Here is a 12,109-nt window from a genome sequence, read left to right as displayed (position 1 = left end):
CGTCGCAGGCTACCGCGTACCACCCTCCGAAGCCGACCACCGGTTCCGGACCGGCTATCGCCCCCGCAGCCGGCGTACGAGGATGCTCGCGTCCCCGCGGGACTCAAGGTCGGCCAGCACCACGGCGACCGCCTCGCGGACGATCCGCCCCCGGTCGACCGCCAGCCCGTGCTCCCCGCGGAGCACCAGCCGGGCGTGTTCGAGGTCCATGAGCTCCTCGGCGGACACGTACACGGTGATCTTCTCGTCGTGCCGTTCGCGCCCGCTGGGCCGCCGCCCCGCGGCCCGCCCTCGGCGGCGGGACGCACCGGCGGCGGACGCGGGCGAACCTTCCTGTGCGGGCTGAGCGGCTTGCCCGGGCTGCCGCCGAGTCGAGCGCGTCGCCCCCGGAACGGGCCCGGCGGCCTTCTCCGCCTCCGTGGCGGCCGCCCGGCTGCGGGACTCCCCCGCGTCGGCCGGCTCCGCGTCCGCGGCCACGTGCTCGGCGCCCTCGCCGTCACCGCCCTGCGCGGGCACCGACGGCGGCGCGTCCTCCGCGGTGGCGGGATCGCTCTCCCCCGCCGGCGCCGGCACCCTGGCCTCGCCGTTGGCCTGGCGCCGGGGAGTGGACGCCTGGAGCGCCATCCCCCCTGTCGTTCGGAACAGTTCGTCGGCCCCCGGCAGACTCACTCGGCGTGACACCGGGCGAGCACCTCCCTGGCGAGCTGGCGATAGGCGGCGGCACCGACGGAGTTGGAGGCGTACGTGGTGATCGGCTCACCGGCGACCGTGGTCTCCGGGAAGCGGACCGTGCGCCCGATGACCGTGTGGTAGACGTGATCGTCGAACGCCTCGACGACACGCGCGAGCACCTCGCGGCTGTGCACGGTGCGCGAGTCGTACATCGTGGCGAGGATCCCGTCGAGCTCCAGCTCCGGGTTGAGCCGCTCCTGGACCTTCTCGATGGTCTCGGTCAGCAGCGCCACACCTCGGAGGGCGAAGAACTCGCACTCCAGAGGGACGATCACCTTGTGCGCGGCCGTCAACGCGTTCACCGTGAGCAGACCCAGCGAGGGCTGGCAGTCGATCACGATGTAGTCGTAGTCCGCCATGAGCGGCTTCAGGGCGCGCTGCAGCGTCGACTCGCGCGCGACCTCGCTCACCAGCTGGACCTCGGCGGCCGACAGGTCGATGTTGCTCGGCAGCAGGTCCATGTTGGGGACCGCGGTCTTCAGCAGGACCTCGTCGGCCGCCATACCCCGCTCCATGAGCAGGTTGTAGACGGTGAGGTCGAGCTCCATCGGGTTCACGCCGAGGCCGACCGAGAGCGCTCCCTGCGGGTCGAAGTCGACCAGCAGGACACGCCGTCCGTACTCCGCGAGCGCGGCGCCCAGGTTGATGGTCGACGTCGTCTTGCCGACGCCGCCCTTCTGGTTGCACATCGCGATGATCTTCGCGGGGCCGTGGTCGGTCAGCGGGCCCGGGATCGGGAAGTACGGCAGCGGGCGCCCGGTCGGGCCGATGCGCTCACGGCGCTGTCGGGCCGCGTCGGGCGCGAGCGTGGCCGCGTACTCCGGATCGGGCTCGTACTCGGCGTCGGGGTCGTAGAAGTGCCCCTCGGGCAGTTCGTCGTAGTCGGCGAAGTGGTTGCGGATCTCGCCACTTCCGTCGCCGGCCATGGCGTTCACGTGATGGCCATCCATGCTCATGTGTGCTGTCTGAGTCACCCCTGGACTTGGGTGACTCCGGTGGGCTGCGAAGGTGCGCACAGCTACGGAGCCGACAGCCTGAAGCCCCGTGGGCCGATGACCCTGCGCAGGGATTCCTGGTTGACCACCCCCGGGAGTAAATGTCGACTCATTCACAAGTCGTCTTACCTCCTTGGTGACCAGGGAACTTCTAGATAGGTCAGCGTGGCACCATGCCGACGGTTGGCGACTCTATGGCGTGTCGGCGGTTCGCAGCAACACAATCCGCCGGACCCGGCCCGATGTGTCGGCAATGAAACATCCCCCTGTCAAGGGCGTACGGCCGTCGCACGGCAGGTTTCACCGTTGCGCGAATCGGTTGAAGGGTTACGTTCGAGGCGAGTTGACCACGCATTGTGAGGTGAACATACACACTTCCGGCCGGACCTCATCAGGCCAGGTCCGGCCGGAAGTGCGCTGTTGACGAGTCGTGTTGACGTATCGCCTTTTTCCGTCGGCAAGTCGACTCGGAGCAGTCCGGAGCAGATGCGGAACAGGTCCGGCGCCGTCCGGCGCTGGTCCGGGACACGTCGGCGCTCTAGCCGAGCAGCGACTCCAGTTCGACGCACTCCAGGCCGTGCGCCTCAGCGACCTCGCGGTAAACGACCTTGCCGTCATGGGTGTTGAGGCCCTTGGCCAGCGCGGGGTCACGGCGCAGCGCCTCGACCCAGCCTCGGTCGGCGAGCTCCACGATGTACGGCAGCGTGGCGTTGGTGAGCGCGTACGTGGACGTGTTGGGCACCGCACCCGGCATGTTGGCGACGCAGTAGAAGACCGACTCGTGGACCGTGAAGGTCGGTTCGGCGTGGGTCGTGGGGCGCGAGTCCTCGAAGCAGCCGCCCTGGTCGATCGCGATGTCGACAAGGACACTTCCCGGCTTCATCCGGGAGACGAGCTCGTTGGTGACCAGCTTGGGGGCCTTGGCGCCCGGGATGAGGACGGCGCCGATGACGAGGTCGGCCTCCAGACAGGCCTTCTCCAGCTCGAAGGCGTTGGAGACGACGGTCTGGATCTTCGTACCGAAGACCTTGTCCGCCTCCTTGAGCTTGTTGATGTCCTTGTCGAGCAGGGTCACGTGGAAGCCCATGCCGATGGCGATCTGGGCGGCGTTCCAGCCCGACACGCCGCCGCCGATGACGACGGCCCGGCCGGCCGGCACGCCCGGGACGCCGCCGGGCAGCACGCCGCGACCGCCGCCCGCGCGCATGAGGTGGTAGGCGCCGACCTGCGGGGCCAGCCGGCCCGCGACCTCGGACATGGGGGCGAGCAGCGGCAGCGCGCGGCCCGGCAGCTCGACGGTCTCGTACGCGATCGCGGTCGTCCCCGACTCCAGGAGGGCGTCCGTGCACTCCTTGGAGGCGGCCAGGTGAAGGTACGTGAAGAGCGTCTGGTCCTTGCGGAGGCGGTGGTACTCCTCGGCGACGGGCTCCTTGACCTTGAGCAGCAGGTCGGCGGTGGCCCACACCTCGTCGGCGGTCTCCAGGATCGCGGCACCGGCGGCGACGTACTCGTCGTCCGTGATCGACGAGCCGACACCGGCGTTCCGCTCGACGACGACCTGATGGCCGTGGCGCACCAGTTCGTGCACGCCGGCGGGGGTGATGGCCACCCGGAACTCGTTGTTCTTGACCTCGCGGGGGATGCCGACCTTCACGTCGATCACGGTCCTTGGCTCAGAGGGGTGTGGCGCACGCGCGCAGGGGGCGACGCGTACTCAGGTAATGCAGGACATACCCGTACGCATCGGAGCGCACCGGGAGACACCGCAGGGAACCGGCGGCGAACCCAGTTTAATGAAGGCTTCCCTGCTGTCTAGCCTTCCAATGCATCAAGCTCCAGCCGATCCGCTACGGATTTCGCAGGTGTTAGCGCGGTGTTCCGTCTCGGTCTCGTCCGCGGCGCGGGCTTCGCCCTCGTGGATTCCGTGGCGTGCGTGGAGTTCGTCGAGCCGGTCGAGTTCGTCTCCCAGCATGCGCTCGGCCGCCCCCCGGTGCAGCCGGGCCGCCGCCGGGTCCCCGAGCCTCTCCAGCGTGTCGGCGAGCCGGACGTGCAGCGCGGCCTGCAACCGCGTGTCCTCGGCGCGGCGCGCCCACTCCAGGGCCTCCTGGCAGATGGCCAGCGACTCCTCGAACCGTCCCGCGTACTCCTGGACGCGCCCCATCTCGCTCAGCGCCCTCGCCTGGCCGCCCATGTCGCCGAGCCTGCGGTAGCCGGTGAGGGCCGAGGACCAGGTGCGCAGCGCCTCGCTGTAGCGGCCCACGCAGGTGTGCGTGCCGGCGATACGGCCGTAGAGCCGGGCCGCGTCGGCGCGCTCGTCGCGGGCGAGCCGCTGGGCGAGCGCCCTGCCGTACCAGTCGGCGGCCCGCTCGTAGTCCCCGAGCTCCTGGTGGGCACCCCCTACGGATTCCATCGCGCGGCCGGTCGCATACGGGTCGTTCGCTTCCCGTCCGGCGTCCAGCGCGGCCCGGTAGCGGGCGAGTGCCTCGTTCGTACGGCCGGTGCGGGCGTCCAGGTCGGCGAGGTTCAGCAGGGCGGCGGCCTTCTCCCGGGGCAGCTTCCGGCGCTCGGCGACGTCGAGGACGAGCCGGTGGATGCCGTACAGATCGGGGGCGGCGGCCTGGGTGCCGAAGTGGGCGACCATCGTGCGCACCAGCTGGGACATCAGGCGCCGGGCGAGCGTGTCCAGCTCCCCGTCGGCGACCGCGAGCCGGGCCGCGGCCAGCAGCGCGGGCCGGCGGATGCGCAGCCAGTCCTCGGCGGCCCGGGGCGTGGGGAAGCGCAGGGCACGGGGCATCTCCTGGAGCTTCTCGCGGGCCTGCGAACTGTCGGTCTCGGTGATGGTGCGGCAGGACTGCAGAAGGCGCAGGGCGCGCTCCAGCATCCGGGCGCGGGCCAGCTGGAGCTCGGCCGGGCGGTCCTGGCTCTCGGCGAGGGCGCGCAGCATGGGCTGCAGACAGCCGGGCACCTCGTACTGCGGCAGCGGCGAGTCGACCGCGTGGAGGAAGCCGAGCGCCACGAAGTCGTCCAGCGTGGTGCGGGCGGCGCCGACCGAGCAGCCGGCCAGCGCGGACGCGGTGTGCGGGTCGACGAGGCCCGCCGGGGCGAGCGAGAGCAGTCGCAGTATCCGGGCGGCGGGGCTGAGCAGGGAGCCGTACGCGAGCCGGAAGACACGGGCGAGTGGCGGGCCCTCCTCGTCCGCGACGTTCAGGTGCCTGGCCAGGTCGGCCACGGCGGCCTTGGGGCGGGCGGCGAGCCAGCCCCCGGCGAGCATCAGCGCGGCGGGCTGGCCGGTGCACTCCAGGACCAGTTCCTCGGCGGCGCGCGGGTCGACGGTGACGCGCACGGATCCGGTGAAGCGGCTGAGCAGTTCCACCGCGGACTTGGTGTCCAGACCGCCCAGGGTGCACGGGCGGACGTCGGAGATGCCGGTCAGCGGCCCTCCGGACACCGCGACGACCAGGCAGTCGGGGTTGTCCGGGAGCAGCGCGTCGACCTGCTCGGCGTCGGCCGCGTCGTCCAGCAGGAGCAGCACCCGCCGGTCGGCGAGGGCGTCGCGCAGCGCCGCGCTGAGGTCGTCCTCGGCCGCGCCGGGCGGGGAGGGCAGGTCCAGCGCGGAGAGCAGCTCGCGGGCCGCGCGCTCGATCGGTACGCGGGTGCCGTCGGGCTCCGTGAGGCGCGCGCGGAGCACGCCGTCGGGGTAACTCTCGGCGACCTGTCGTGCGAGCTCCTCGGCGAGCGCGGTGCGGCCGTAGCCGGGGCGGCCCGCGATGAGGAGTACGCGCGCGCGTGGCGCTTTGCGGCCGGAGAGGGTTTCGAGACCGGCACTCTCGATGTCGGCGCGCAGTTCCTTCAACTCGCGCTCGCGGCCGAGAAACTGACGGTCCGTGGGGGTGTCGTCGACAGCCGGGGGCTGTTCGGTTCCGGACACCTCGGTGCTCTCCGTGTCGACCGCCTGATCCGTCACGGGTCACGCTCCCGTCCCACTGCACGCACAAGGCCCGCCGGGACTCCGGTGCGGGCGTGCTGCAGAGCCTAGTTCACGCTCTGCAACGATCCCGGCAGAGCACGGCGGAGGCGTCCCCCGATCGGATCAGGCGATCGTAGGACCGGCGGTGTCGGACCGGTGTGAAGCCCGCACGCGGGGCCCTGAGGCCCCTCTCAGCGCTCGAACGGCCGGGCCGGCCACGGGGCCTCAGCGGGGCGCAGCGCGTCGAGCCCGTCGCCGCTCAGGGCCGCGACCAGGGAGAGGACGCCGACGACCAGGCAGTTGTTGTGCAGGTCACCGGCCAGGACGCCCCGTACGAGCTCGTCGACGGGGACACGGGCCAGCTCCATGTCGGCCTCCTCGTCCTCGACCTCGAAGCGCCGGCCGTCGGCCTCGGAGAGGCCGCGGGCGAGGAAGATCCGCACGGCCTCGTCGCAGCCGCCGGGCGTGGTGTAGACATCGGTGAGGACGCGCCAGTCCTCGGCCTTGACGTGCGCCTCCTCGTACAGCTCGCGCTGGGCGGCGTGCAGCGGGTTCTCGCCGGGGACGTCCAGGAGCCCGGCGGGGATCTCCCACAGCTTCTGGCGCACGGGGTGGCGGTACTGGCGGATGACCAGGACACGGTCGGTGTCGTCGAGGGCGAGTACGGCGACGGAGCCGGGGTGGACCTGGTAGTCGCGGTGGACGACCGATCCGTCCGGCATGACCACGTCGTCGGTGCGCACGGAGGTCTTGTTGCCGACGAAGGGCGTGTCGGTCGCCCTGACCTCCCACTCCTCGGCGGTGTCCTTGATGGCCATGTCGACTTGTCCTCCCACACGTGCAAAGAAGCCGGGGTGAGCGTCCCGCGGGACGCTCACCCCGGCCACCGTACAGCTCGCGTACGGCTCGCTCTTACTGGCCCGTGGTGCGCGCTTCTTCCTGCCGCGCGACGGCCGCCTTGACGAGCCCGGCGAACAGCGGGTGCGGCCGCGTCGGACGCGAGCGCAGCTCGGGGTGCGCCTGGGTGGCGACCAGGTAGGGGTGGGCGTCGCGCGAGTACTCCACGTACTCGACGAGCTTGCCGTCCGGGGAGGTGCCCGAGAACAGCAGGCCGGCCTTCTTCTCCAGCTCGGCTCGGTAGGCGTTGTTGACCTCGTAGCGGTGGCGGTGCCGCTCCTCGACGTACTCCTTGCCGCCGTAGACCTCGCGCACGATCGAGCCCTCGGCCAGCTTCGCCGGGTACATGCCCAGCCGCATCGTGCCGCCCATGTCGCCCTCACCTGCGACGATGTCGAGCTGCTCGGCCATGGTGGAGATGACCGGGTGGGCGGTGGCGGAGTCGAACTCGGTGGAGTTGGCGTCCGGGATGCCGGCCACGTTCCGGGCGGCCTCGATCACGATGCACTGCAGGCCGAGGCAGAGGCCGAGGAGCGGGATCCGGTTCTCGCGGGCGTACTGGATGGCGCCGACCTTGCCGGACACGCCGCGGTCGCCGAAGCCTCCGGGGATGCAGATCGCATCCACGTCGGCGAGCTGCTCGGCCGCTCCGGAGGGGGTCTTGCAGTCGTCCGAGGTGACCCACTTGATCTTCACGCGGGCCTTGTTGGCGAAGCCGCCGGCGCGCAGGGCCTCGGTGACGGACAGGTAGGCGTCGGGCAGGTCGATGTACTTGCCGACGAGCGCCAGGTTGATCTCGTGCTGCGGGTTGTGGACGCGGTCGAGCAGGTCGTCCCAGGTCGTCCAGTCCACATCGCGGAAGGGCAGGTCCAGCTTGCGGACGACGTAGGCGTCGAGGCCCTCGCCGTGCACGGTCTTCGGGATGTCGTAGATCGAGCGGGCGTCGGGGCAGGCGACCACGGCGGCCTCGTCGACGTCGCACATCAGCGAGATCTTGCGCTTGATCGCGGTGGGCACCTCGCGGTCACAGCGCAGCACGATCGCGTCCGGCTGGATACCGATGTTCCGCAGGGCCGCGACCGAGTGCTGGGTCGGCTTCGTCTTCAGCTCCCCCGAGGGACCGATGTACGGCAGGAGCGAGATGTGGACCACGAAGACGTTGTCGCGGCCGACCTCGTGACGGACCTGGCGGACGGTCTCCAGGAACGGCAGCGACTCGATGTCGCCGACCGTGCCGCCGACCTCGGTGATCACGACATCGACCTCGTCGGAGGCCATGCGCCGGATGCGGTGCTTGATCTCGTTGGTGATGTGCGGGATGACCTGGACGGTGTCGCCCAGGTACTCGCCGCGCCGCTCCTTGGCGATCACCGTCGAGTACACCTGACCGGTGGTGACGTTGGCGGAGCCGTCCAGATCGCGGTCGAGGAAGCGCTCGTAGTGGCCGATGTCCAGGTCGGTCTCGGCGCCGTCGTTCGTGACGAACACCTCACCGTGCTGGAACGGGTTCATGGTGCCCGGGTCGACGTTCAGGTAAGGGTCCAGCTTCTGCATCACGACGCGCAGGCCCCGCGCTTTGAGCAGCATGCCGAGGCTGGAGGCGGTGAGGCCCTTGCCGAGCGAGGAGGCGACACCCCCGGTGACGAAGATGTGCTTGGTCGTCGTGGATTTGGGCGGCATGGCCAAGAGGGGGCTCCCGTGGTCGCGGTATGGAGTGCGGGGCGGCTGTCGTCCCGGAGGGTTCCGGGGTGCCGTCGCTGCGGTTCGGGGGACCCTTTGTTTTGCAGCATCGAAGCTGGGGAGCCCACCGGTCCACGGGCTACCAGCGTATCAGCGACGGCGCGACACGAGTTCCGGCCACGCTCCGCGCACGGGCCGCCACGCAGGCCACTCGACGTCACATGACGTCACCCTTTGCTCACTCGTTCGGCTCACGTACGTTGCCGAGAGCGGCACGCAGAGACCAGTACAGCGTCGTATCCTCTTCGGACATCGCTGCCGAGCCCGGCCGGCGAACGGCACCACCCCCGCCCGTCTCCGGAACCACATGAGCTCGTCAGTTCGTTGAGCAACGACCGCCTTCATTCCGTTGAGCATCGTTGTACAGCGACGCTTTAACAGAACCCAGGGATCTCGTTTGACACTGGTCCTATGGGTCCCATGACCGCACAGCGACCGCCCCTCGGGGGGCGACGTGGCCGTTCGACTGGAGTTACATTGGCCGGGCGCATCGAAGACTACGCACTCATCGGAGACATGCAGACCGCCGCGCTGGTCTGCCGGGACGGCACGGTGGACTGGCTGTGCCTGCCCCGTTTCGACTCCCATGCCGTCTTCGCAGGGCTACTCGGCAACGAGGAGCATGGTTTCTGGCGTCTCGGCCCGGCCCACGCGGCCGACGCCGAGCCGCCGTCGGCATCCCGGCGGTCCTACCGCGGGGACTCGCTCGTCCTGGAATCGGAGTGGGACACCCCGCGCGGCACGGTCCGAGTGACCGATTTCATGCCGCCGCGCGACGGCGCCCCGCAGCTGATCCGGATCGTCGAGGGCGTCAGCGGCCGCGTGCCGATGCGCTCCGCGCTGCGGATGCGCTTCTCCTACGGCCGTGTCGTGCCGTGGGTGCACAAGCACGAGGGCCGGACGGTCGCGGTCGCCGGGCCCGATTCCGTGTGGTTCGACACCACGGCCGAGACCTACGGCAAGTCACTGACGACGTACGCCGACTTCACGGTGGCGCCGGGCGAGAAGATCGCCTTCACCATTTCCTGGCAGCCTTCTCACAAGGAGCCGCCGGCGCTGCCGGAGCCGGAGCAGTCGCTGGAGGCGACGGAGGAGTTCTGGCGCGAGTGGGTGGAGCACTGTACGTACCACGGGCCCTACCGCGAGGCCGTGATCCGCTCGCTGATCACCCTGAAGGCCCTGACGTACGCCCCCACGGGCGGCATCGTGGCGGCTCCCACCACCTCGCTCCCGGAGCACATCGGCGGGGTCCGCAACTGGGACTACCGCTACACATGGCTGCGTGACGCGGCGATCACCCTGTCCTCGCTGCTGCGCACCGGCTACCGCGAGGAGGCCCGCGCCTGGCGCGAGTGGCTGCTGCGGGCCGTGGCCGGCGACCCCGAGAACCTGCAGATCATGTACGGCATCGCGGGCGAGCGGGAGCTGGGCGAGGCCGAGCTGGACTGGCTGCCCGGATACGAGAACTCGGCGCCGGTCCGGGTGGGCAACGGCGCGGCGCACCAGCTCCAGCTGGACGTGTACGGCGAGGTCACCGAGGCCCTGCACCTGGCTCATATGACGGGTCTGGCCCGCAACGACTACGCGGCCCTGCTCCAGCTCAAGCTGATCCGCTACCTGGAGGACCACTGGGACGAGCCGGACGAGGGCATCTGGGAGGTGCGCGGCCCCCGCCGCCACTTCGTGCACTCCAAGGTGATGGCCTGGGTGGCCGTGGACCGCACGATCAAGCTGATCGAGTCGGGCGACGCGGACGGCCCGCTGGAGAAGTGGCGCGAGCTGCGCGACGACATCCACCGGGACGTGTGCGAGCGCGGCTACGACAAGGAGCGCAACACCTTCACTCAGTCGTACGGCTCGAAGGAGCTGGACGCCTCGCTGCTGCTGATCCCGCAGGTGGGCTTCCTGCCGCCGGACGACAAGCGCGTGATCGGCACGATCGAGGCCATCCAGCGCGAGCTGTCGACGTCGGACGGGTTCATCCTGCGCTACCCGACCTCGGGCGACGACGAGGGCGTGGACGGGCTCCCGGGCGACGAGGGCGCGTTCCTGGCCTGCTCGTTCTGGATGGCGGACGACCTGGCGATGATCGGCCGTGTCGACGAGGCCCGCAAGCTCTTCGAGAAGCTGCTGGCGCTGCGCAACGACCTCGGGCTGCTCGCCGAGGAGTGGGACCCGCGTCTGAAGCGCCAGGTCGGTAACTTCCCCCAGGCGTTCAGCCATGTGCCGCTGATCGACACGGCCCTGAGGCTGACGGCTTCGGGCGCGTACGGGGGCTGATCCCGGCATCCGCGCGCGGCGGATCGGTGCGCAGACAGGCGCGTGAAGCAAGCGCTTGCGCCCTGACTCACGGGTCAGGACCGGTCCGCCGTACGAACAGGACCGGTCCGCCCGACTCGACGGGGGGGCCGGTCCGCCACGCCCGATCCTCGGTTGCCGCCCGGCAGGCGACTGGCCCCGCGGGCACAGAGACAGGTGCAGTAGGGCAGCGTGGGTCGGCCGGCGGCCCGGCTAGGAAAGCGGCCGGGGCTGGGTCAACTCGTCGTAGACACTGAGCACCTGGGACACAGTCTCGTCCTCGGTCGGCCAGGTGGCCGTCTGCCGGACGCCCCGCTCCTTGAGGAACTCCCGCCGACCGGGATCGGCCAGGAGGCGTACGACGGCCTCCCCGAAGGCCTCCCCGTCGCCGTACGGGACGAGTTCGGCCGCGTCACCGACCAGTTCGGGGATGCCGGGGGCGGCCGCCGCGACGAGCGGCACGCGCGCGTGGAGGGCTTCCTGGGCGAGCACCGACCGGGCCTCCCAGCTGCTCGGCAGCAGCGCGAGATCCGCGGCGGCGATCAGCTCACCGACGTCGTCACGCCGCCCCACCAGCCGCACGGGCAGTTCCTCGTCCTCGATGCGCCGCTGCAGAACGGGCCGCAACGGCCCCTCCCCCGCGACCACGAGCAACGGCACGGGGTCGAGCCCGCACCAGGCCCGCGCGGCGTCCAGCAGCGTCTCGTACCCCCGGTACCGGTCGAGCGTGCCGACGGCCATGAGCAAGGGCCGGTCCGTGGCGCCGACTTCGGCCCGTGCCTTGGACCGCGGCCGATCGGGGTCCTCGCCGCCGACACGCCGCGCGGGCAGGGCGACAGCCGCGAGTCGTGCGTCCCGCGCACCCCGGCTGCGCGCCCGGTCGACGAGGTCGGAGGTCGTCCCCAGCACCACCGTCGCAGCCTTGGCGACCCGCCGCTCCAGCATCCGCAGCAGATGCCCCCGCGCCCCCTCGGCATGCGCGCGCGAATGCCACGTCACCACGAACGGCACCGGCCGCCCGCTGAGCGCGAGCGCGGCACGGAACGCGGCGTGCAGCCCGTGCGCGTGCACCAGGTCGGCGTCCGCGCAGGCCGTCCGCAGCGCGGCCACGGAGGCGGGGTCGCTGCTGCGGGGCACGGGAACGTGCACGGCGCCCACACCGGTGAAGTCGTACGTCCGGTCCGCCTCGCCGGGGGCGCACACGGTGACCCGGACGCCGCGGGCGACGAGGCCCGAGGCCAGCGACCGCACATGCGTGCTGCTGCCCGCGCTCCCGCCGCCGAGCACCTGCACGGTGCGCAGCGGCGACTGGCCCTGTGGTGAGTGGCTGCTCACGTGGCTCACGTGGCCGGGGCTCCTGGTTCGGCATCGGGCGGTCACGAAGAAACGTACCGAAGGATCGTGCGGAGGGGGTGCACGCACAAACCGCTTCCGCCTGCTACGCCAAGGATGCCAGGCCATGAGGAAGTTGCGGCACCAC

At 71.0% G+C, this 12,109-nt stretch carries 8 protein-coding genes; 1 reads left to right on the top strand and 7 read right to left on the bottom strand.

The window, feature by feature from the left end; all coding sequences use genetic code 11:
• Window positions 1-54: 54 nt before the first annotated feature.
• The 6 genes from E0500_RS34380 to E0500_RS34355 all read right to left on the bottom strand — a co-directional run bounded on the left by E0500_RS34380 (window position 55) and on the right by E0500_RS34355 (window position 8,271).
• Entirely contained in the window at window positions 55-681 is a 627-nt protein-coding gene (locus E0500_RS34380) for a hypothetical protein (protein WP_131558876.1), read from the bottom strand.
• Window positions 666-1,802 carry a ParA family protein gene (locus E0500_RS34375; protein WP_131558958.1) on the bottom strand — a complete coding sequence of 379 codons (1,137 nt, stop codon included), beginning with the start codon at window positions 1,800-1,802 and terminating at the stop codon, window positions 666-668. The genes E0500_RS34380 and E0500_RS34375 overlap by 16 nt, the downstream gene beginning before the upstream one ends.
• 463 nt (window positions 1,803-2,265) lie before the next feature.
• On the bottom strand, window positions 2,266-3,390 hold the full coding sequence (gene ald / locus E0500_RS34370; protein ID WP_165934851.1) for an alanine dehydrogenase: 1,125 nt from the start codon (window positions 3,388-3,390) through the stop codon (window positions 2,266-2,268).
• A 165-nt stretch (window positions 3,391-3,555) separates the two neighbouring features.
• The gene (locus tag E0500_RS34365; protein WP_131558874.1) at window positions 3,556-5,691 is read right to left on the bottom strand and encodes a tetratricopeptide repeat protein; all 2,136 of its coding nucleotides are present in this window, start codon (window positions 5,689-5,691) and stop codon (window positions 3,556-3,558) included.
• A 194-nt stretch (window positions 5,692-5,885) separates the two neighbouring features.
• Window positions 5,886-6,512: an NUDIX hydrolase gene (locus E0500_RS34360; RefSeq protein ID WP_131558872.1), complete on the bottom strand. Its 627-nt coding sequence runs from the start codon at window positions 6,510-6,512 to the stop codon at window positions 5,886-5,888.
• A gap of 94 nt (window positions 6,513-6,606) precedes the next feature.
• Window positions 6,607-8,271, bottom strand: a complete 1,665-nt coding sequence (locus E0500_RS34355) for a CTP synthase (RefSeq protein WP_131558870.1) — start codon at window positions 8,269-8,271, stop codon at window positions 6,607-6,609.
• 537 nt (window positions 8,272-8,808) lie between these two features.
• Between E0500_RS34355 and E0500_RS34350 the strand changes: the two genes are divergently transcribed.
• Complete coding sequence (locus tag E0500_RS34350; RefSeq protein WP_131558868.1) at window positions 8,809-10,611, top strand: glycoside hydrolase family 15 protein; 1,803 nt, start codon at window positions 8,809-8,811, stop codon at window positions 10,609-10,611.
• Window positions 10,612-10,842: 231 nt separating this feature from the next.
• Here the strand turns inward: E0500_RS34350 and E0500_RS34345 are convergent, their stop codons facing one another.
• Window positions 10,843-11,973 (bottom strand): glycosyltransferase family 4 protein, encoded by a 1,131-nt coding sequence (locus E0500_RS34345; protein WP_131558866.1) that lies wholly within the window; start codon window positions 11,971-11,973, stop codon window positions 10,843-10,845.
• Window positions 11,974-12,109 lie beyond the last annotated feature (136 nt).

It is taken from the genome of Streptomyces sp. KM273126 (genome assembly GCF_004337435.2).
Classification (GTDB): Bacteria; Actinomycetota; Actinomycetes; order Streptomycetales; family Streptomycetaceae; genus Streptomyces; species Streptomyces acidicola.
This window is presented reverse-complemented; position numbering and strand designations above follow the sequence as displayed.

Excerpts from the sequence above, each read along its gene's own strand:
- E0500_RS34360 (WP_131558872.1), bottom strand. The coding sequence starts at position 6,512 with ATGGCCATCAAGGACACCGCCGAGGAGTGGGAGGTCAGGGCGACCGAC.
- E0500_RS34355 (WP_131558870.1), bottom strand. The coding sequence starts at position 8,271 with ATGCCGCCCAAATCCACGACGACCAAGCACATCTTCGTCACCGGGGGT.